The sequence below is a fragment of the Streptomyces sp. SolWspMP-5a-2 genome (assembly GCF_900091845.1).
Lineage (GTDB): Bacteria > Actinomycetota > Actinomycetes > Streptomycetales > Streptomycetaceae > Streptomyces > Streptomyces doudnae.
In genome coordinates this window covers 20420-41703 of the sequence record NZ_FMCI01000099.1, presented here as the reverse complement: position 1 = coordinate 41703, position 21284 = coordinate 20420, and the positions used below count along the sequence as shown (strand labels likewise).

The 21284-nt window shown below is 74.0% G+C and carries 17 protein-coding genes and 1 pseudogene; 9 read left to right on the top strand and 9 right to left on the bottom strand.

Features of this window, described 5'->3' with window-relative positions; translation table 11 throughout:
- Positions 1-62: 62 nt before the first annotated feature.
- The 4 genes from GA0115242_RS09595 to GA0115242_RS09580 all read right to left on the bottom strand — a co-directional run bounded on the left by GA0115242_RS09595 (position 63) and on the right by GA0115242_RS09580 (position 3822).
- Entirely contained in the window at positions 63-974 is a 912-nt protein-coding gene (locus tag GA0115242_RS09595) for a TauD/TfdA dioxygenase family protein (RefSeq protein WP_093826607.1), read from the bottom strand.
- A 56-nt stretch (positions 975-1030) separates the two neighbouring features.
- Positions 1031-1846 (bottom strand): ABC transporter ATP-binding protein, encoded by an 816-nt coding sequence (locus GA0115242_RS09590; protein ID WP_093826605.1) that lies wholly within the window; start codon positions 1844-1846, stop codon positions 1031-1033.
- Positions 1833-2843, bottom strand: a complete 1011-nt coding sequence (locus GA0115242_RS09585; RefSeq protein WP_237548952.1) for a taurine ABC transporter substrate-binding protein — start codon at positions 2841-2843, stop codon at positions 1833-1835. Before GA0115242_RS09585 ends, GA0115242_RS09590 begins: the two co-directional genes overlap by 14 nt.
- Before the next feature lie 103 nt (positions 2844-2946).
- A complete protein-coding gene (locus tag GA0115242_RS09580; RefSeq protein WP_176729782.1) occupies positions 2947-3822 on the bottom strand; it encodes an ABC transporter permease in 876 nt (291 codons plus the stop codon).
- A gap of 370 nt (positions 3823-4192) precedes the next feature.
- Between GA0115242_RS09580 and GA0115242_RS09575 the strand changes: the two genes are divergently transcribed.
- From GA0115242_RS09575 to GA0115242_RS09545, 7 genes are all read left to right on the top strand, one after another.
- Entirely contained in the window at positions 4193-5116 is a 924-nt protein-coding gene (locus GA0115242_RS09575) for a TIGR03564 family F420-dependent LLM class oxidoreductase (RefSeq protein WP_176729781.1), read from the top strand.
- A 70-nt stretch (positions 5117-5186) separates the two neighbouring features.
- Positions 5187-6011 carry a DUF1684 domain-containing protein gene (locus tag GA0115242_RS09570; protein ID WP_093826600.1) on the top strand — a complete coding sequence of 275 codons (825 nt, stop codon included), beginning with the start codon at positions 5187-5189 and terminating at the stop codon, positions 6009-6011.
- 218 nt (positions 6012-6229) lie between these two features.
- A complete protein-coding gene (locus tag GA0115242_RS09565; RefSeq protein ID WP_370672263.1) occupies positions 6230-7840 on the top strand; it encodes a molybdopterin-dependent oxidoreductase in 1611 nt (536 codons plus the stop codon).
- A gap of 61 nt (positions 7841-7901) precedes the next feature.
- Entirely contained in the window at positions 7902-8561 is a 660-nt protein-coding gene (locus tag GA0115242_RS09560; protein ID WP_093826596.1) for a fasciclin domain-containing protein, read from the top strand.
- Between the two features lie 321 nt (positions 8562-8882).
- On the top strand, positions 8883-9332 hold the full coding sequence (locus tag GA0115242_RS09555; RefSeq protein ID WP_093826593.1) for a DUF485 domain-containing protein: 450 nt from the start codon (positions 8883-8885) through the stop codon (positions 9330-9332).
- Complete coding sequence (locus GA0115242_RS09550) at positions 9329-10954, top strand: sodium/solute symporter (protein ID WP_093826588.1); 1626 nt, start codon at positions 9329-9331, stop codon at positions 10952-10954. The genes GA0115242_RS09555 and GA0115242_RS09550 overlap by 4 nt, the downstream gene beginning before the upstream one ends.
- 100 nt (positions 10955-11054) lie before the next feature.
- A complete protein-coding gene (locus GA0115242_RS09545; protein WP_161353068.1) occupies positions 11055-12272 on the top strand; it encodes a low temperature requirement protein A in 1218 nt (405 codons plus the stop codon).
- Between the two features lie 21 nt (positions 12273-12293).
- On the opposite strand, the gene asnB is transcribed toward GA0115242_RS09545, so the two are convergent.
- From asnB to GA0115242_RS09530, 3 genes are all read right to left on the bottom strand, one after another.
- The gene (gene asnB, locus GA0115242_RS09540) at positions 12294-14135 is read right to left on the bottom strand and encodes an asparagine synthase (glutamine-hydrolyzing) (protein WP_093826585.1); all 1842 of its coding nucleotides are present in this window, start codon (positions 14133-14135) and stop codon (positions 12294-12296) included.
- Positions 14136-14507: 372 nt separating this feature from the next.
- Positions 14508-15575 (bottom strand): dipeptidase, encoded by a 1068-nt coding sequence (locus GA0115242_RS09535; RefSeq protein WP_093826584.1) that lies wholly within the window; start codon positions 15573-15575, stop codon positions 14508-14510.
- Positions 15572-16885, bottom strand: coding sequence for an amidohydrolase family protein (locus GA0115242_RS09530; RefSeq protein ID WP_093826582.1), 1314 nt, complete (start codon positions 16883-16885; stop codon positions 15572-15574). The genes GA0115242_RS09535 and GA0115242_RS09530 overlap by 4 nt, the downstream gene beginning before the upstream one ends.
- 221 nt (positions 16886-17106) lie before the next feature.
- On the opposite strand from GA0115242_RS09530, the gene GA0115242_RS42290 reads away from it, so the two are divergent.
- Both GA0115242_RS42290 and GA0115242_RS09520 read left to right on the top strand, forming a co-directional pair.
- Positions 17107-18249, top strand: a complete 1143-nt coding sequence (locus GA0115242_RS42290) for an IclR family transcriptional regulator (protein ID WP_272925259.1) — start codon at positions 17107-17109, stop codon at positions 18247-18249.
- On the top strand, positions 18246-19181 hold the full coding sequence (locus GA0115242_RS09520; protein ID WP_093826580.1) for an ornithine cyclodeaminase family protein: 936 nt from the start codon (positions 18246-18248) through the stop codon (positions 19179-19181). Before GA0115242_RS42290 ends, GA0115242_RS09520 begins: the two co-directional genes overlap by 4 nt.
- Positions 19182-19185: 4 nt before the next feature.
- Here GA0115242_RS09520 and GA0115242_RS09515 read toward each other — a convergent pair whose 3' ends face one another.
- Positions 19186-19956 (bottom strand): GNAT family N-acetyltransferase, encoded by a 771-nt coding sequence (locus GA0115242_RS09515; RefSeq protein ID WP_093826615.1) that lies wholly within the window; start codon positions 19954-19956, stop codon positions 19186-19188.
- 429 nt (positions 19957-20385) lie between these two features.
- Positions 20386-21276, bottom strand: a pseudogene (locus GA0115242_RS41525) (NAD(P)-dependent oxidoreductase); the annotation flags it as partial.
- Between the last annotated feature and the right edge of the window lie 8 nt (positions 21277-21284).

Genomic DNA, 21284 nt, shown 5'->3' with positions numbered 1-21284 from the left:
CGGACGTGCGCGCGGCGGCCGGGCGGCGGAGCACGGTCTCCCTCCGCCGCCCCGGGGCCCGCCTAGGCGGCCGTCGCCGGGCCGACCGGCAGGTCGCCGCGCAGGGTGATGCGGTGCATGACGCGGTGCTGGTCGCCGTAGTCGCGGTTGGCGTAGTGGGAGGTGGCGCGGTTGTCCCAGAGGGCGACGTCCCCGCGCTGCCAGCGATGCCTGACGGTGTGCTCGGGCTTGGTGAGGTGGGCGTAGAGGATGTCGAGGATGCCCCGGCTCTCGTGCTCGGAGACGCCGGTGATGTGCGAGGTGAAGCCCGGGTTCACGAAGAGGCCCCTGCGGCCGCTCTCCGGGTGGACGCGCACCACGGGGTGCTCGACGGGGACGAGATCGGTGACGACCTCGCCGTCCCAGAGGTTCCCGCGTCCCTTGCGGCGCTGGGCGAGGTAGTAGCCGAACTCGCGGCTGCCGTCGTGGACGGCGGTGAGCGGGTCGATGAGGTCGCGCAGCGCGGGCGTCAGCGACTCGTAGGCGAGCTGGCTGTCCGCCCAGGAGGTGTCACCGCCGTACGGGGGCAGGACCACGGCGCGCAGCACGGAGATCGCGGGCGGGCGGCGGACGAACGTCACGTCGGTGTGCCAGACGTCGGCGAACCCGTTGTCCTGGCTGTCGAGGGCGTAGACCTCGTCGGGGACGTCCCCCGAGTCGTGGACCGGGTGGCCTGCGGTGACCTCGCCGAGCCGGCGGCCCAGGTCGATCTGGGCGCGGTCGTCGATGTCCTGGCCGGGCAGGAAGACCACCTTGTACGTGACGAGGGCGGTGCGCAGGGCCAGCACCTGGTCGTCGTCGAGGCGGCCGAGGTCGATGCCGCGCACCTCGGCGCCGAAGCTCGGTCCGAGCGGGTCGATCCGCAGGCCCGCGGTGTCGGCGCCGGACGGGCGGGCCGTCCCGGCGTGGTGGGACGGTGCGGTGGTGACGGTCATGCTGGTTCCCCTTCCGTGGTGACCGGTCGTGGTGACGCGGTCGGTCCGTGTGGGCCTCAGGCCGCGGCCGCCTTGACCTCGTGGGCGACGCGGGCGCGCAGCGCGGCGAACTCGGCGCCGCCGCGTACATCTTCGGCGTCGACGTCCCCGCGCGGGAGGCCGACGGGCAGATCGAGGACGACGGTCCCGGGGCGTCTGCTGAGCACCACCACCCGGGAGCCGAGGAAGACGGCCTCGTCGGCGGAGTGGGTGACGAAGACGGTGGTGCCGCCGGTCCTGGCGGTGACCCGGCGGACGTCCTCCTGGAGCCGCTCGCGGGTCAGCGCGTCCAGCGCGGCGAACGGTTCGTCGAGGAGCAGGACGGGGTTGTCGGCGGCGAGCGTGCGGGCGATGGCGACCCGCTGCTGCTGCCCGCCGGAGATCTCCCAGACCCGGCGCCGCTCGGTGCCGTCGAGGCCGACGCGGTGCAGGAGTTCGGCCCGCCGGGTCTCCCACAGGTCCCTGGGGACGCCCGCGTAGCGCAGCGCCAGGTCGATGTTGCCGCCGACGGTGCGCCAGGGCAGCAGGCGGGGCTGCTGGAACACGACGCCCGCCTGCTGCCCGGGGCGTGGCGCGGCGCCCGAGACGGTGACGGTGCCGCGGGTGGGCCGCTCGAATCCGGCGATCAGCCGCAGCAGGGTGCTCTTGCCGCAGCCGGAGGCGCCGACCAGCACGACGAACTCGCCGGGCTCGATGTCCAGTCCGACCGGTCCGACGGCGGTGACGGCGTCGTCGCCCTCGCCGTAGCGGTGGGTGACGTCGGCCAGGCGGACGGCCCCCGGGCGCCCGGTGTCCTCGGCGGGCCGGGCGCCGTCCGTCTCACGCGACACCATCGGGCAGCCCCTTCAGGTACAGCGCCTTGCGGACGGTCTCCCGGGAGGGCGCGGCCGGGATCTGCTTCTGGTCGGCGAGGAACGCCCCGGTGTCGGCGAGGTAGTCCGCGAGTCGGCCGGGGCTGCCCTCGGTCCCGAGCCAGTCGGCGGAGGCGATCGTCTTCGGGGTGAGGAAGACGCCCTGGGAGAGCTGGGCCTTGGCGTCGGCGAGGCTGATGCCGAGTTCGTCGGCGATGGAGCGTGCCGAGCCGTCGGGGTCGGAGGCGAGCAGGCGCAGGCCCTCGGCCTCGACCGAGCGCCAGGTGGCGATGGTCCGCGGGTCGTCGGCGATCAGCGCGTCGGAGACGACGGCCAGGTCGAGGGTGGGTCTGCCGCGCGAGCCGATCTCCTTGCTGCTGGTCAACTGCGTCCCGTCATGCCGGAGTTCGTCGAGAGTGGGGAGCCAGACGTAGGCGGCGTCGATGTCGCCGCGCTGCCAGGCGGCGAGGATCGGCTGCGGCTGGAGGTCGATCAGCTTCACGTCGGACGCGGTGAGACCGGCGTGTTCCAGAGCGGCGAGCAGGCTGTAGTGGGAGGTGGAGGCGAAGGGGGTGGCGACCGTGCGTCCCTTGAGCCCGGCCACGTCGGTGACGCCGGTCGCCCTGCGCGCCACGAGCGCCTCGTTCTCCCCGGCCACGTCGAGGACGAAGGCGACCTTGTAGGGGATGGGCGAGGAGCCCGATATGCCCCGCGCGAAGGGGCTCGACCCGAGGGCGGCGATGTCGAGGGAGCCGCCGATGAACGCCTGGTTGACGCTGGCGCCCGAGTCGAACTTGACCCAGGAGACGGTGCGGTCGGGCAGCGCCTTCTCCAGCAGCTTGCGGTTCTTGACCAGCAGGTCGCCGCTGGGGAAGGCGAAGTAGCCGACGCGCAGCCGCCGGGAGCCCCCGGAGCCGCCGCCGGAGGAGGAGCAGCCGGTGGCGGCGACGCCGGCGGCGCCGAGCGCGGCGGCGAGCAGGGCGCGGCGGGTCGGGCGGCCCTGGGGCGTCCCGGTGCGGGCGCCGGTCTGCGGAGGGGTCATGGGATGCCTGTTCTGTAGGGGCGTGGGTGGGTGGGACCGGTCAGGCGTGGCCGCGCCAGGGCACGACGGCGCGTTCGAGCCGCAGCAGCGCGCCGTCGATGAGGAGTCCCGAGACGCCGATGGCGGCGATGCCGACGAGCACCACCGGCGTGTTGTTGTAGTTGGCGGCGTCCTTGACCATGCCGCCGATGCCGGGCAGGCCGTTGACGAGTTCGGCGGCGACGAGCGAGGAGTAGGCGACGCCGACGGCCAGCCGGACACCGGTGAAGATCTCCGGGAGCGCGGAGGGCAGGACGACGTCCCTGACGACGTCGCGCCGGGAACCGCCGAGGGCGCGGGCGGCCTCCTGGAGGTGGCGGGGCGCGGCGGCGACGGCCGCGGTGGTGGCGACGGCGACGGGCGGGAAGGCGGCCACGGCCAGCAGGGTGATCTTCGGTTCCTCGTCGATGCCGAGCCAGACGATCAGCAGCGAGAAGTAGGCCAGCGGCGGCAGCGTCCGCAGGAAGGTGATCCACGGTTCGAACAGCGAACGCACCCAGCCGACGGTGCCCATGACCAGGCCGGCGGCGACCCCGAGGGCGATGCCGAGCCCGGCGCCGAGCGCGATGCGCCGCAGGCTGATGCCGAGGTGCTCCACGAGGTAGGTGCCGTTGTAGCCGCGAACGCCGTCATGGGTCGTGGAGACGTCGACGAAGGCGTCCCAGACCCTGGCCGGGGGCGGTACGAGGGTCTCGCTCCAGGTGCCGGCGGCGGCCACCGACTGCCAGACGGCGAGGAAGAGCAGCAGCGAGCCGAGCGGCAGGGCGAGTCGGCGCAGCGCGCCGCCGGTCCGGGAGCGGGCCCGGCGGCGGGGAGCGGGCTCCGCCTCGTCCACGGGGTCGCGCAGCGCCGCGGGCGCGGCGGATGCAGGGGGCACGGAGGACCTCCACGGGCCTCGGAGGGAACGGCGCAGGGACGCCTGCGCGCACGGGGGCGGCGGACGGGAGAGGGAGAAAGGGCGACGCGGCGGGCGGCCCGGAGGGAAGCGGGCGGGGCGCGTCAGAGAGGCAGGATCAACAACACGCGGCCGTACGGCGGCACAGGTCGACGACCAGGCGGCGTACCAGGGCTTCGCGGATCATGGGGGAAGTTGTACCGCAGCGGACGGCGGCGCACCAGGCGCAGTCCACGCTGTGGAACACCGGGGCCCACTCGGTGGGCGGGGCGCGGGCGCCGTTCACACGACTGCAAGGAAGCTGTCACACCCGGGCGGAATGCGGGCTCGCGCGGCGGCCGTTGCGACAGACATGACAGTGGGAGTGGTGCTCAACACACCGGACGCCGGGAACCAGGTCGACGCCTCCGTGGCGCTGGCCCGCGAGGCGGCGGCGGCCGGGCTGCGCTCGGCCTGGTTCGGACAGACCTTCGGCGCCGACTCGCCCCAGCTCGCGGCGCTCGTCGGGCGCGAGGTGCCGGGGCTGCAGGTGGGGACGTCCGCGGTCCCGGTCTTCGGACGGCATCCGCTGGTCGTCTCCAGCCAGGCGCAGACCGCGCAGGCCGCCACCCACGGCCGCTACCACCTCGGTCTCGCCCTCGGCACCAAGCTGCTCACCGAGACCGGGTTCGGGCTGCCCTTCGAGCGGCCCATCGCCCGGCTGCGTGAATTCCTCACCGCGCTGCGGCAGTTGACGCGGGACGGCAGCGCGGACTTCCACGGGGAGCTGCTCACCGCCACCACCCCGCTCCCGGCGCGGGTGCCGGGCGCGGAGGGCGGTGTCCCGCTACTGGTGGCGGCGATGGGGCCGCAGGCCCTGCGGGTCAGCGGGGAGCTGGCCGACGGGATCCTGCCGTACCTGGCGGGGCCTCGGGCGCTGGCGGAGCACATCGTCCCGGCGGTCACCGCGGCGGCGCGGGCCGCGGGGCGACCGGCGCCGCGGATCGTGGCCCTGGTGCCGGGCGTGGTCACCGACGACGTCGACGCCGTCCGCGCGCGGGCCACCGAACAGCTCGCGTTCTACGAGCGGTTCCCGTCCTACGCGCGCGCCATCGCGCTCTCCGGGGGCACCCGGGCGTCCGACCTGGCCGTGATCGGCGACGAACGGGCGGTGGCGGCCGAGGTCCGCCGCTACCGGGACGCCGGGGCGACCGAGGTGGTCCTCTCCGGCACCGAGATCGCCGGGACGGCCGACCGCAGGCGCACCTGGACGCTCCTGGGCGAACTCGCCGCGTGACAGCACCGCCACCCGCACGCACCGCACCCGACCGCGAGGACGGACCTCGCACGACGACGAAGGAGCACCCATGACCACCGAGGCCACCACGACCGACCTGCGCGGCTTCACCCGGGACTGGCTCGACTGGTACCGCGCGCAGGAGGAGCGTCTCGCCGCGCCGCACGGCTTCCTCGCGATCACCGGACTGCACTGGCTGCACGGAACCCCGCAGCGCTTCCCGGACGCCCCGGGCGCCTGGTGGACCGACGACGACGGCGTCCACGTACGGCTCGACGACGGGGAGGAACTGGCGGTGGACGGCTCGCCGGTGACGGGCACGCACCACTTCGGCGTGCTGCCCGAGCGCGGCGGGGTCGACGCGGTCTGGGGCGACGCCGTGATCGAGGTGGCCCGGCGCGGCGGCAACGACATCGTCCGCCCGCGCCACCCGGACGCCCCGCTGCGCGCCGCCTTCACCGGGACGCCCGCCTACGCGCCGGACCCGCGCTGGGTGGTGACGGGCCGTTACGTCCCCTTCGACACGCCGCGTCCGACGACGGTCGGCGCCGCCGTGGAGGGCCTTGAGCACGTGTACGAGGCGCCCGGCCGCGTGGAGTTCTCGCTGGAGGGCCACGAGCTGTCCCTGACCGTGTTCCCCGGACACCTCCCGGGGCGGCTGACGGTGCTGTTCACCGACGCGACCTCCGGGGTGACCACCTACGCGGCCAACCGCTCGCTCGCCCTGGCGGAGCCCGCCGCGGACGGCACGGTCGTCCTCGACTTCAACCGGGCGGCGAACCTGCCGTGCGCCTACACCGATCTGGCGACCTGCCCGCTGCCGCCCGCCGGGAACCGGCTGCCGGTCGCGATCGAGGCGGGCCAGCGCATCCCGCGCGAGCGCGGCGGGGTGTGAGCGCGCGGCGGGGTCGCGGAGTGCGGGCCGCCGTCCGCGTCGTCACCGGCGAACGGCCCCCGCGCGGACGAGGAATGAAGACCGATCATATGAATTTGCTTTACACGGCGACGGAATAGGCATACGTAGCCCCGGACCGCGCGGATTGGTCCGGGAAAAAGATTCATCAGATCGTGGAATCCACCAATCCGGTCGCCATTCGGGACCGGATTCCCCACGTGACCGACGACAGGAAGAAACCACCGGCCCCGGGCAGGTGGGCTCAGCGGGCCCTCGCCGCGGGCTGCGGCCTGCTCGCCGGATTCGCCGCGCTCGGCGTGGCGGAGCTGGTGGCAGCGGCCGTACGGCCGCAGGCCGATCCGGTGGTGGCGGTCGGCGGGGCGGCGATCGACCGCACCCCGGCCACCGTCAAGGACTGGGCGATCCGGAATTTCGGCACGGACGACAAACTCGTCCTCCAGTCCGGAATTCTCGTCGTGCTGGCGCTTTTCGCCCTCGCGCTCGGCATTCTGGCCCTGCGTCACCGCCGGGTCGGCGCCGCCGGTGTGCTGCTGTTCGGCGCGGTGGGGGCGGTGGCCGCGCTGAGCCGCCCCGACTCCGAGGGCCCGGCGGACGCGCTGCCGTCGATCGTGGGCGCCGTCGTCGGCGCGCTGCTGCTGTACCACCTCGTCGGACGCCTGCCGTCCCGGTCGGCCGCCCCGGCCGGGGAGCCGCCGTCCGAGGAGAACGGTGAACCCGGCTGGGACCGGCGCGCGTTCGTGGTCACGGCGACCGCCGCTGCCGCCGCCTCGGCCGGTGCCCTGGTGGTCGGACGCACCCTCGGCGCCGCGAGCGGGCAGAGCGCCGTCGCCTCCCGGGACAAGGTGGTGCTGCCCAGGCCGCAGTCCCCGGCCGCCCCCGTGCCGCGCGGCGCCCAGGTGCGGATCCCGGGCGTCAGCCCCTTCATCACGCCGAACGGCTCCTTCTACCGCGTCGACACCGCCCTCGTCGTCCCGAAGGTGGACGCCACCACCTGGCGGCTGCGGGTGCACGGCAAGGGGGTGACCCGGCCCCTCGACCTCTCCTTCGCGGACCTGCTCGCGCGGGAGCTGATCGAACGGGACATCACCCTCACCTGCGTCTCGAACGAGGTCGGCGGCCCCTACGTGGGCAACGCCCGCTGGATCGGCGCCCGGCTGGCCGACCTGCTCGCCGAGAGCGGGGTGAAACCGCCGTCGAAGGGCGGGCCCGCCACCCAGCTGGTCGCCCGCTCGGTCGACGGCATGACCATCGGCAGCCCCGTCGAGGAGGTCATGGACGGCCGCGACTCCCTCCTCGCCCTCGGCATGAACGGCCAGCCGCTCCCCTTCGACCACGGCTTCCCGGTGCGCATGGTGGTGCCCGGTCTCTACGGGTACGTCTCCGCCTGCAAGTGGCTCACCGACCTCGAACTGACCACCTTCGAGGCGTACGACCCCTACTGGGTGCAGCGCGGATGGGCGCGCCTCGGGCCGATCAAGACCGAGTCGCGCATCGACACCCCGAAGCCCTTCGCGCGCCCCAAGGCGGGCACCGTCATGATCGGCGGCGTCGCCTGGGCGCAGCACCGGGGCATCGAGAGGGTCGAGGTGCGCATCGACGACGGGCCCTGGGAGCGGGCCAGGCTGGCCGCCCAGGACACCCGGGACACCTGGCGCCAGTGGTCCCACCCGTGGCAGGCCGTCAAGGGCGGCCACACCCTCACCGTGCGCGCCACCGACGGCACCGGCCGCACCCAGACCGAGAAGCGGACGCAGACCATCCCCGACGGCGCCAGCGGCTGGCACTCGGTGGTCGTGACCGTGGACTGACCCCCCAGACCATTCCCCTCCCCCAAATGCGGCTCGGCCGCGACTATCACCAGGAGAAACAATGAACACCCGTATCCGTCGCTCCGCCGTCACCCTGGCTGCCGCGGCCGTGCTTCCGCTCGCCCTCAGCGCCTGCTCGGGCAGCAGCAGCGACTCGGCGTCGTCGAAGTCCTCGGCCTCGGCGTCCGCGTCGGCCGCCGCTTCGGAGGAGGGCATGACCGGCGCGGGCAGCACCGCCTCCGCCGACGAGCCGTTCGGCACGGCCTGTGGAGCGGTGCCCAAGAGCGGCGCCGGTTCCTTCAGCGGCATGGCCAAGGACCCGGTCGCGACGGCCGCCTCCAACAACCCCGCGCTGTCCACGCTGGTCTCGGCGGTGAAGAAGGCCGGTCTGGTCGACACCCTCAACAATGCCCAGAACATCACCGTGTTCGCGCCGACCAACGACGCCTTCGCGAAGATCCCGAAGGCCACCCTCGACAAGATCCTCAACGACAAGGCCGAGCTGACCAAGGTCCTCACCTACCACGTCGTCGGCCAGAAGGTGACGCCGCAGGAGCTGGGCAAGGGCTCGTTCACCACGCTGGAGAAGTCCAAGCTGACCACCGCCGGCTCGGGTGAGTCCTACACCGTCAACGGCACGGCGAAGGTCGTCTGCGGCAACGTGAAGACCGCCAACGCCAACGTCTACATCATCGACAACGTCCTGATGCCCACCAGCTGACGGAGCGTGACCGGGAGCGGTGCGGGAGGCGGGGCCGGTGCCCTGTCCCCCGCACCGCTCTCCGCTGTCCTGATCCGATCTCCCCCGCTCTGGAGGGAACCGGGGCGTCCGGTCACACCGGTCCCTCCCGCGCATCTCGTTACCGTCGGTCACAGGAAAAACGTGCGAGGTCAGGGCCGCAAAAGGTTTCGACAGGAGAGTTGGTGGAAGGTTGTCGCGCGCGGCGCTCGGGCCGCATAGCGTGCGATCAGCCGAACCGCTCCCCCGTCGTCTCGCGGTCCGTCGTCACTCCGGGCCCATGTCCCGCCAGGAGATTCCGGGATGTCCCACGACAGCTCCGAGTTACGCCCCGCCCTGCCCGAGCCGGGGCATCCCTCCTCCTCCCCCGCGCCGCCGCGCCGCGGCCCCGCCTGGTCGTCGGACGAGGACCAGGAAGCCGTCCCGCAGCCCACCACCCCCTATGACGGGCCGCACCGCACCCTGCGGCTGCTGCGCCGGGCCGGACGGCGCCAGCGCCGGGTCGCCGCCTTCCTCGCGGTGGCCCCCTTCGCCCTCTTCCTCGCGCTCACCGTCGAGGTCCCCTCGCTGATGACCAGGCCCGCGCCCGGCGGACTGCCCACCGGGCTGCTGCTCGCCCTCGTCCAACTCCCGTTCACCTGGCTGGCCGTGCTGCTCTACGAGTGGACGGCGCGCAGATTCGTCGACCCGCTGGCCCGCCGGGTGCGCGACTACGACCGGCGGGACGCCCCGGCGCCGGAGCGCGCGCCGTGACCGGGTTCAGCGGAGCCGCCCAGTCCTGGTCCCTCGTCGCGTTCTGCTCCGTCGTCGCCGTCACCCTGCTGCTGTGCGTGCTGACCGGGCCCGCGGGGGACGACCTCGACGACTTCTACACCGGCTACCGGACCCTGTCGCCGCTGCGCAACGGGCTGGCCGTCGCCGGTGACTACATCTCCGCGGCGACCGTCCTGACCGTCGGCGGGATCATCGCGCTGTGCGGGTACGACGGCATCGTGCTCGCCCTGAGCACCCTGCTCTCGCTGATGCTGCTGATGTTCGTGCTCGCCGAACCCCTGCACAACACCGGCCGGTTCACCATGGGCGACGTCCTCGCGCGGCGCCGTCCGGGACGCGCGGTGCGGATCACCGCCTGCCTGGTCACCCTCGCCTCGCTGGTGCCGATGATGGTCGTGCAGCTCGCCGGGGTCGGCCAACTCCTGGCATTCGTATTGGGGTTCTCCGACAGCACCATGAAGAACGGCTGTGTCGTCGGCGCCGGGGCGCTCATGATCAGCTACGCGGCCCTGGGCGGGATGCGCGGCACCGCGCTCATCCAGATCATCAAGACCGTGGTACTGCTGGTCTCCGGGCTCGTCGTCACCGTCCTGGTCCTGCGCTCCTTCGGCTGGAGCCCGCAGGCCCTCTTCCACACCGCCGCCCGGCAGAGCGGCGCCGGACCCGGGTACCTCACCTGGGGCCTGCAGTACAGGAGCGGCCCGTACCCGGCGCTCGACATGGCCAGCACCCAGCTCGCCATCGTGCTGGGCGGCGCCTGCCTCCCGCACGTCACGATGCGCATGTACACGGCCGGCACCCCCCGGCAGGTGCGCCGGGCGATGTCCTGGGCCGTGGCCTCGGTCGCCCTCTTCGTGCTGCTGCTGACCCTCGTGTGCACCGGCGCCATGGCGCTCCTGGGCCGGGCCCAGATAGCGGGCGCCGACCCGCACGGCAGCACCGCCTATCTGCTGGGCGCGCGGGCGGCCTTCGGCGCCGACATGTCCCGCGCCGAGAGTCTGCTCTTCGCCACCGTCACCACCGCCGTCTTCCTGACCCTGCTCGCCTCCGTCGCCAGCATGACGCTGGCCTGCGCCAACACCCTCGCCCACGACCTCACCGCGAGCCGCCGCACCCCGCCGGCCCCGGCCCGCGAACTCAACCTGGCCCGGGTCTGCGCGCTGGGCATCGGGGTCCCCGTCATCCTGCTGGCGGTGCTCGCCCAGCACCGCAGCCTCCAGCCGCTGGCCACCGTCTCGTTCTGCCTGGGCGCCTCCGCGATAGCGCCCGCGCTCCTCTACAGCCTCTTCTGGCGCCGCTACACCCGCGCCGGGCTGCTGGCCACGCTCCTCGTCGGCAGCCTCAGTGTCCTGGTGCTGATGACCGGGACCAGCCTGGTCTCCGGGAGCCCGCTGTCCGCCTTCCCCGACGCCCACTTCGACTGGTTCCCCTTCAACACCACCGCCCTCGCCTCCGTCCCCGCGGGGTTCCTCGCGGGCTGGATCACCACCCTGCTCACCTCGCGGCGCTCGGGCGACCGGGCCGACGGGCGCTTCGAGGCCCTGGAGCACCTTCTGCTCGCGGGACCCGCCAAACCGGCGTCCAAGGGTCATCTCCCCTGATCCGGGCGGGTTCCGGGACACCGCGGCGCCCGTGTGCGCGGCCCTGCCGGAGAGTGACTACTGTGTGGGGCTGCGACAGCCGACCGGGCACAGGAGTGACGTGAACGACGTGAAGACGGAGCCCACCGCGGGACGGGCTCCCCGGGAGGAACGGCACGCGAGCTGGCTGGAACTGTTCTTCGACCTGGTGGCCGTCGCGGGGGTCCAGCAGATCGCGCATCTGCTGCTCGGCTCCCCCGGACTGCACGAACTCGGCCTGTACGCGCTGCTGTTCCTCGCGCTGTGGACCGCGTGGATCTCCTTCACCCTGTACGCGAACGTGGCGGGCGAGGACACCCACACCAGGACCGTGCTGGCCGCGATGTTCGGCATGGCCGTGATGGCCGCGTCCGTGTCGGGCGTGCACGAGGGCGACGACCAGCACGCCCGGGTGTTCGCCCTCGCCTACGTGCTGACCCGGCTGCTGGCCAACCGGGCCTGGCAGCGGCGGCGCGAGGTGCTCGTCGACTGGCCGGCCGCGCAGATGTCGCTCGGTGTCGTGCCGTGGATCGTCTCCATCTGGGCCCACGACCCGACCCGTTACTGGCTCTGGGCCCTCGGCGTCGCCCTCGACCTGTACGTCACGTTCGCCGTCTCCGCGCGCGACTTCGTCAAGCGCCAGCAGGCGCAGAACCGGCGCGAGGCGCGGCGGCCGGGGCGCGGGGAGGGCGGACCGGTGTCGGTGGCGCGGTCGCAGTCGGAGCATCTCACCGAGCGGCTCGGCCTGTTCGTCATCATCGTGCTGGGCGAGGGCGTCCTGCAGATGGTCGAGGCGACCTCCGACGTCGAGTGGGACAGGAAGGTCTACGGGCTGGCCATCGCCGCGTTCTTCCTGCTGGTGTCGCTCTGGGGGCTGTCGTTCCGGCAGGGCTCGGGCGGAGTGCCGCTGCTGACGGCCGGTGCGCTGCCGGTCCGCATCGCGCTGCCGCTGCACTGCTTCGTCGCCGGGTGCCTGGCGGCGCTGGCCGCCGCGCTCGGTGCCGCCGTCGAGCACCTGGAGACGCTGCCCGACACCACCCGGTGGCTGCTGTGCTCGGCGCTGGCCGGGTACTTCCTGCTGAGCGGGATCGCGTGGCTGCCGCACGCCCGCGGGCGCGGCCACCGGCTGCTGTCCGTCACCCTGCCGTGCACCCTGGCGCCCCTGCTGCTGGCCGCGTTCGGCTCCGAGGTGCACACGGTGACCGTGGTCTGGCTGCTGGTGCTGGTCACCCTCTGGCCGACCTTCCGCGGGCGGCACGGCGGCGACGGGGCCCAGGACACGGCGGCTTCGCCGGCCTGAGCCCCCTGACGTGCCGCTCCGTCAGCCGATGCGCAGCTCGGGGCGGTAGAGGTCGAGCCAGACCGCGAGGTCGAGCGCGCGCTCCAGGCCGCGCCGGTCGGCCTGGGTGTGCACGGGCAGGTCGCGGTGGGCGAAGCGGTGCAGCCGGTCCCGGTCGACGAGGTCGAAGACCTGGTGGTCGGGGCGGGCCAGCAGGTCCTTGGCCTGGTCCTGGAGCGCCGCCGCGTACTTGGGGTCCTGGGTGGAGGGGTAGGGGCTCTTGACCCGGTCGTAGACGGAGCGCGGCAGGACGTCGGCGGTGGCCTCCCGCAGCAGGCTCTTCTCCCGGCCGTCGAACGACTTCAGCGCCCACGGGGTGTTGTAGACGTACTCGACGAGCCGGTGGTCGCAGAACGGCACCCGGACCTCCAGGCCGACGGCCATGCTCGCGCGGTCCTTGCGGTCGAGCAGCACCCGGACGAAGCGGGTGAGGTGGAGGTGGCTGATCCGCCGCATCCGGTACTCGAAGTCGCTCTCCCCGTCGAGGCGGCGGATCGTCGCGATGGCGCCGCGGTAGCTGTCGGCGACGTACCCGTCCAGGTCGAGGGAGGCCAGCAGGTCGGGGCGCAGCACCTCCGCGTCGTCGCCGAAGTGGCGGCCGAAGGTCGCCAGCCAGGGGAAGTTCTCGCCGCGGCGGGCCTCCTCGTCGAAGAACTGGAGGTAGCCGCCGAAGACCTCGTCGGCGGACTCGCCGGACAGGGCGACGGTCGACTGCTCGCGGATCGCCCGGAACAGCAGGTAGAGCGAGGCGTCCATGTCGCCGAACCCGGTGGGCAGGTCGCGGGCCCTGATCACCTTCGCGCGGATGTCAGGGTCGGCGAGGGCCTGGGCGTCCAGGACGATGTCCTGGTGGTCGGTGCCCGAGGCGCGCGCGACGTCGTGGACGTACGGGGTGTCGGGGGTGCCGCGCAGTTCGTCGGCGACGAACCGGTCGGCCTGGCCGACGAAGTCGACGGCGAAGCTGCGCACCTTCTCGCCGTGCTCGCCGAGCTGGCGGGCGGCGATGGCGGTCATGGCGGACGAGTCGAGGCCGCCGGAGAGCAGGGTGCAGCGCGGGACGTCGGCGACGAGCTGGCGGCGCACGATGTCGTCGAGGAGGGAGCGGACGGTGGCGATGGTGGTGTCGCGGTCGTCGGTGTGCGGGCGGGTCTCCAGCTCCCAGTAGACGCGCCGGTGGACGCCCGCGCGGTCGACGGTGACGACCGTGCCGGGTTCGACCTCGGCGATGCCGTCCCAGATGGCGTGCCCGGGGGTCTTGACCATGGTGAACAGCTCGCGCAGCCCGTCGGCGGTGACCCGGGCGGGGGCCAGCGGGTTGGCGAGGATCGCCTTGGGTTCGGAGCCGAACAGGACGCCGTCGGCGGTCGGGCGGTAGTAGAAGGGCTTGATGCCCATGCGGTCGCGGATCATGACGAGCTGGTCGCGGCGGCCGTCCCAGACGGCGAACGCGTACATGCCGTTGAGGCGTTCGGCGACCCGGTCGCCCCATTCGAGGTAGCCGCGCAGGACCACCTCGGTGTCGGAGTCGGTGGTGAACCGGTGGCCGCGGCCGTCGAGTTCGCGGCGCAGCTCACCGAAGTTGTAGGTCTCGCCCGAGTAGACGAGGGCCACGGTCCCGTGCGGGGTGTCGGCGCTCATCGGCTGCCGGCCGCCGGGCAGGTCGATGATCGCGAGCCTGCGGTGCCCGAGGGCGGCGTGGCCCTGGACCCAGGTGCCGCGGTCGTCGGGGCCACGGCAGGACATCGTCTCGGTCATTGCATCCAATGTGGCGCCTTCGGTGCCCAGGTCGCGATCGAAGGATATCCAGCCGGTGATGCCGCACATGCGTTGCCTCCCGCGCCAGGTAAGTCCGCGGTCACCCCTCCCACCTGCTGTTCCTCACCTGCGGGACGGGCTCGTCGGACAAACAAGGTGTAACTGCCATCTACATGTGAGGATGCGCCCGCCGATCAGGCCGGTCAACACGGTCGTAACACGCGCGGGGCGCCGCTACCGCCCTTTCCGGCCTCATTTGGTCTGCGCAAAACCCGGCGCGCCCCGTCCACCGTGCGCGCGTCGACGGGAACCGGCCACGGGCAAAATCTTCCTAACCTCGGGTCCGTCCGAGGGACCTCCCGCCCCCGGACGGACCGAGCCGCCTCCCGCAGGTCCCGGAGCGTCCCCGGGACAGCTCCCGGGAACGCCGGACGCGGGTGTCTAGGAGCGCCAGACGCGGGTCGCGTGGTCGACGAAGTTGCGGCCCATGATCTTCTCGATCCGCTCCGACGAGAAGCCGCGCCGCTCCAGCAGCCGGATCAGCTCGCGGAACTGGTCCACGCCGCGCAGATCGACGACGAAGGGGAGGGTGTCCGGCCGCTCCCCGGCCGCCGACACCCCGGCCTCCCGCCGCCTGGCCACGTGCTCGGCGAGCCGTTCCCGGTAGGCGTCGAGATCGTCGACGGCGGTGACCGGGCCGTCGGTGCCGATGCCGACGTGGTCCTCGCCGCAGACGTTCACGGCGTGCGCGAGGTGCTCGACGACGTCGGCGGCGCGCGCGTGGCCGGTGGGGTTGAGGAACGGCATGAAGTAGATGCCGACGAACCCGCCCCGCGAGGCGACCAGGCGCAGCTCCTCGTCGGTCTTGTTGCGGGGCAGGTCGGTGAGGGCGCGGCAGCCGGTGTGGTTGACGGACACCGGCGCGCGGGAGTGGACGGCGGCGTCGAGGCAGGTCCGTTCACCGCTGTGCGAGAGGTCGACCATGAGGTGCTGCTCGTTGAGCGCCTCGACCACCTCGCGCCCGAACGCGGTGAGGGGCGTGTCCCCGGGCGCCATCGAGCCGCCGCCGAGGTGGTTGGCCTGGTTGTACGTCAACTGCACGACCCGCACGCCGCGTTCGGCGAAGGTGGCGACGCGGCCGACGTCGTCGCCGACGGCCTCCGCGTTCTGGAAGCCGTAGACGACACCGACCCGGCCGTCACGGGCGGCGGTGCGGATGTCCTCGACGCCGGTCACCTTCAGGAGGTCGCCGGGGTGCCGGGCGATGACGTCGTCCCAGACGTCGATCTCGTGCAGGGTGTGCTCGTAGGGCGGGAGGTCGCCCATCACGTACCCCAGGGTGATGTTGACGGCGGTGAGCCCGGAGGCGCGGGCCTCGGCAAGGGTGCGCGCGTCGACGGTGATCTGCTCGCCGCTCGGGTTCAGATCGCCCGCCGCCGCCACGGACCGCGCGGAGTTGGGGTTGTCGAGCTGACCGAGGGCGTTGACGATCAGCGGGGTACGGCTCAACGGGGCTCCCGGGAAAGGTCGGTGGCGAAGTCGGCGCGCGGGAGGCGGCGGCCCCGCTTCACCGTCAGGGTGATGGTGCGCAGGTGGTCGATGTCGGCGAGCGGGTCGCGGGCGAAGACCGCGAGGTCGGCCAGCTTGCCCGGCTCGACACTGCCGGTGAGGTGACCGACACCGGCGCCGCGGGCGCCGACCAGGGTCGCGGACCGCAGCACGTCCCGCTCCGGGATGCCGCATCGCCGTACCAGGAAGGCGAGTTCGTCGTAGAGGGCGGGGAACGGGTCGCCCGGCGGCGTCTCGTGGTCGGTGCCGGTGGCCAGCTCGACCCCGGCGCGGTGCGCCTGCACGGTCAGGGCGACGGCCAACTCGGAGTTGCTCTCGGCCCGTTCGTCCCCGGCGAGTTCGGCGGAGGACCAGAGCGCGGCGGTCGCGTCCAGGATGACACCGCGCTCCCGCATCCGGGCGAAGAGGGCGTCGAGCCGTGCGTCGGCGCCGGTGACCAGGCTCGCGTGGTCGACGGGCGGCTTGTCGCGGTAGCTGGTCAGCGGGCGGTCCGCCGTCTCGTGGGCGAGCAGGGTGACGTGCGAGACGGTGTCCACTCCGGCCGCGACGACCTGCCCCGGGGTCGCGGGGAACACCGCGGCGTGCGCCCAGACGGGGATGCCCTGCCGGTGCGCCTCGGCGGTGACGGCGGTGACCAGGGCCGCGTCCAGGTCGGCGTAGACCTTGATGGCCGACGCGTGGGTGCCGCGGGCCAGCGCCACCGCGAGCGGCAGGTCGGTCGCGTCGGTGACGGCCTGCATCCACGGCACCTCGCCGGGCACCGCGCCCCGGGTGACCTGGTGGGTGCGCGGGTCGTCGAAGAAGCCGGGGCCCGCCATGAGGGCCGCGTAGTGGATGTCGGGCCCGGCGATCTCCCCGACCAGGGCGGCCCGCGCGAGGTCGCCGATCTGCCGGAGGTCGTCGGCCATGTCCCGTACGCCGGTCACACCGCTGTGGGCGAGACGGCGCAGGACGGCCTCGGCGGCGGGACGGTCCGGCGGCGTGGCGAGGTGCTGGTGCGCGTCGATCAGACCCGGCGTGACGAACCGGCCGGTGAGGTCGACGACGTCGGCGCCCTCGACGGAGGCCGCGGGATCGCCGTCGGGCACGACAGCCCGGATCAGGGGGCCGTCCACCACGATCGACGTCCCCGGGCGGGCCGGGCCGCCGGTCCCGTCGAAGAGGGTGGCGCCCCGGTAGACCACCACGGTCCCGGGCTCGGGCGGCGCGTAGGGGGTCGGCGCCCCGGCGCTTTCGGTCGTCAAGGTCACCACTCCGGAGGTGTCACGCGGCGGACGGGAGGCCCGGCGCGACGGGTCGCGCCGGGGCTCGCCGAACGGACGGGTTGCTGGGCGGGTCGCGTCGGGCTGTGTTGTGTTGCGGTGTGGGTAACACCGCTCTCGCTGTGCGAAACAAGCGGTACCCTACCTGCGGATCCCGGCGGGCGGAACGCCGCACGGGACGGTCCGCCCGCAGCTCTGGAAGGGTTCCGATGCCGCACGCGCCCCGCACGGCCGGGCACCAGGGGTCCCCGGCCCCCGCCGAGACCGGGGGGAGGCCGTCGGACGGGGACGAGTCGCCCGGGGCACCGCTCACGGCCGGGGGCGAGCCACAGCAGGGGCTCGTCATCGCCGAGTTCGAGCCGCTGGAGGAACCTCGCTCAACGGGTGACGGGCCGTCGCCAGGGCCGCGCCCGACCGGTGACCAGCCGCCGGCAGAAACGCGCCCGACCGGTCACCGGCCGTCGCCGGGGCCGCGCTCAAGCGAGGACGGGCCGCAGACAGGGCCGCGCTCAACCGGAGACAGGCCATCGACAGGATCGCGCCCAGCCGATGACGGGACGCCGGAAGAGGCGCGCCCAGCGGATGGCGGGCCGTCGAAGGGGGCGCGGACCGCCGTCGACAAGGCGCTCGATCTGGTCGAGGCGGTCGGGCGGGCGCCGCGTCCGCCCCGGCTCACCGAACTCGCCGACGAGGTCGGGCTGCACCGGGCCACCGCCTACCGCATCCTCCTCGACCTGGTCCGCAGGGGCTGGGTGCTGCGGGCCGGGGACCGGTATCTGCCGGGCACCGCCGTCCTACTGCTGTCGTCCCGGGCCGCCCACAACTCGCTGACCTCGCTGGCCCGTCCGGTCCTGACGGACCTCTCGGCGGGCACCGGGCTGATGGTCAACCTCCAGGTGCTGGAGCGCACGGGCTCCCGGGTGGTGGACGTGGTCCGCCCCGACCGGCTCGCCATGATCAGCACCCTGCTCGGCGAGGCGCTGCCGGTGCACCGGTTCGCGGGCCCGCTCGCCCTGGTCGCCGCGCTGCCGCCGGAGGCCCGCGGCCCCTACCTCGACGTGGCGCGCGAGGCCGGGCACCCCATGGCGGGACCCGGGGGCCTATCGGCCGACCTGGCGCGGACCGAGGCGGACGGTTTCGCCGTGGAACACGGCCGCAACGACCGGTTCGTGGCCTCCGTCAGCCGGGCCGTGACGCCGGTCGCGGGGGCGCCGGTCTGCGCGCTGACCGTCGTCGGACCGGACGCCGAGATCGACGCGGACCGGCTGGAGCGGCTGCGGGACGCGCTCGCGTCGGCGGTCGACACGCTCACCGGGCTGCTGGCCGGGACGGCGCGGGAGGCCGCGGGATGAGCGGCCTCCTCGTCCTGGACCGGGCCGCCACCCTCGCCGCGCTGGACCCCGGCCGCCTGATGGACGCCGTCGCGCGGGCCCTCGTCGCGGTCGCGGACGGAACGGCGTCGGCGCCGCCGCGGATCGCCGCCCTCGCGCCGAACGGACTGCTCGGCGCCATGCCGGGCCATGTGCCGGGGCTCGGCCTCGCGGCGAAGCTGGTGTCGGTCTTCGCCGATCCCGGCCGCCCCGGACGCAGCAGCCACCGGGGCGTCATCGCCCTCTTCGACGCCGACGACGGCCGCCCCCTCGCCGTCCTGGACGCCGAGCCGGTGACGGCCTGGCGCACCGCCGCCGTCGCCACGCACAGCGCGCTGGCGCTGGCCGGACCCGGTCCCGTCGTGGTCGTCGGCACGGGCGCGCAGGCCCGCGCCCAGGTCGGCCTGCTGGCCGCGCTGCGACCGGCGGACCCGGTCACGGTCGCGGGCCGGGACCCGGCCGGGGTCCGCGCGACAGCCGCCCTGCATCCGGCGGGGATCGCCGCCGACGGCATCGAGGCGGCCGTGCGCGGGGCGGCGACCGTGTACTGCTGCACCGGTGCGACCACCCCGGTCCTGCACCGCGACTGGCTCGCCCCGGGCACGCACGTCAGTTCGGTCGGCGGCTCGCACGGACCGGAACTCGACGCGGCGACGGTCCGGGACGCGGCGCTGTTCGCCGAGTGGCCGGGCGCCTCCGCGACGCCACCGCCGTCCGGCGCGCACGAGTTGCAGGGCCTGCCCGCGGACCGGACGGTCACCCTGCTGGGCTCGGTCCTCGCCGGTGCGGCACCCGGTGGGCACTCCCCCGGCGCGCTCACCGTCTTCAAGTCGACCGGCCACGCCGCCCTGGACGTGGCCGCCGCGCACGTGGTCCACGCGACGGCGACCGGCCGCTTCCGCCGGGGCGGGTGACACGTCAGCCGGTCCGGCCCACCGGGTGCTCGGTGACCTGGCCGCAGGCGCGGAAGCCGAGCCTGCGGTAGACGGGTTCGCCGTCCGGCGACGCCTGGAGGACGGCGTGTCCGAGGCCCTCGGCGCGGGCCGCGTGGAGGGCGGCGAGGGTGACGGCGCCGCCGTAGCCGCGTCGGCGGTGGGCGGCGAGCGTGCTGATGTTGTAGACGCCCGCGACCCCGGCGTGGTGGAACACCTCGGCCGTGCAGACCGGGACGCCCCGGTACGACCCGACGAGATAGCGGGCCGGGCTGTCCGGCGCCAGCGCCCGGGACGCCGTCGCCGCGTAGAACCGGCGGACGGTCGCGGCGGGCGGGTCCCAGTTCGCGGCAAGGATCGCAGCGTAGTGGGCGAGTCCGGCCGGCGCGGTGACGCGCCGGATGTCGAGCCCGCCGATCCGGGGGCACGGGGGCAGGTCGTCGAGCGGGGCCGCCATCGCCGTCTCGCGCTCGGCGGCCGGTGCGCCCGCCGCCACCAGGCGGGCCGGGAGATCGGGCGGGGTGCTCGCCGGACCGACCCACCAGGAGAACGGACGGGACCGGCTCCCCGTCTCCCGCAGCACGGCGGCGATCCTCGCGTCGGCGTCCCCGGGGGTGAACCGGGCGGCGGCGACGATGTTGAAGGTGTCGTCGTCGAGCCCGCTGTCGGCGATCAGGAGATCGTCCGTGGCGAGCACCCGCGCGCCGGTGAGCCCCCGGTGGAGATGGCAGGCGTGCTCGGCGAGGTTGCGCTCCATCCGGTCGAGCAGATCGGCCCCGACAGCGGAGGAAGGGGGCACGGGCGGGTCGGCCGGGGCGGGGGTCCGGGACATGACCTACCGCTCCCCGCGGGCTTCGTGGGCGACGGGGGCGTCCCGATCCGTACGCGCCAAGTGGCTGACAGGGGCTGCCCGATCCGTACGGGCGTCGTCGCCGCCGGAGGCTTCCGGCTCTGCACGGGCCTCGTGACCGACGCCAACTCCGATCTCCGTAAGCGTCTTGTGGCCGACGCCAACTCCCAGCTCCGTACCCGTCTCGTGACCGACGCCGACTCCCGACTCCGTACGCGTCTCGTGACCGACGCCAACTCGAAGCTCGGTAAGCGTCTTGTGGTCGACGGCGTCTCCCGGCTCTGGACGGGCCTCGCTGCCGACGGCGGCTTCCCGCTCCGCGTCGGCCTCGTGACCGTCGATGGCTCCCCGCTCCGTGCGGGCCTCCAGCGCGTGCACGACGGCGGCCATGTCGGCGCCGCCCAGGCCGAGTTCGGCCGTCTCCCGGTACAGGGCGAGGCAGGCGTCGAGCAGCGGTGAGGCGACCCCGGACGCCCTGGCCTCGGCCGCGATCAGGCGGTTGTTCTTCAGCACGTCGAGGATCGCGGCCTGCACGGTGAAGTCGCGGGAGACCAGACCGGCGGCCTTGCCGCGGGAGACGGTGCTCGCCATCGGCCCCGCCGCGAGGATGTCGGCGAGCCGCCGCTGGTCGATGCCGTGCCGGTCGGCGAAGTGGAACGCCTCCGCGAGACCGGTGACCTGTGTGATCAGGAACAGGTTCACCGAGAGCTTCATGAGCAGCGCGTCCGGGACCGCGCCGCACCCGAACGTCTGGTGGCAGACCGGGGCGAGCAGCGGTTCCACGTCCGCGACGGCGTCCTCGTCCCCGGCGAGCATGCCCACCAGCCGTCCGGCGCGGGCGGGTTCGCGCGATCCGGAGACGGGCGCCTCGACGTACCGGCCGCCCGCCGCCTTGACGTCGGCCTCCAGGGCACGCGAGTAGCCGGGCGAGGTGGTCCCCATGTGGACGACCGTCCGGCCCGCCACCCGGGCGGCGAACTCCCCGGTGGAGCGGGCCAGTACGGCGTCGATCGCGGTGTCGTCGGCGAGCATGAGCAGGACGGTCCCGGCCCGCCGGAAGACCTCGTCGGGCGTGGCGGCGACGGCGGCGCCCGCCTCCCGCAGCGGTTCGGCACCGGCGGCGGTGCGGTTCCAGACGACGAGCGGTGTCCCCGCCCGGACGAGGTTGAGGGCCATGGGGCCGCCCATCACGCCCAGACCGATGAATCCGACGGGATCCTTCTCCACCGCACACC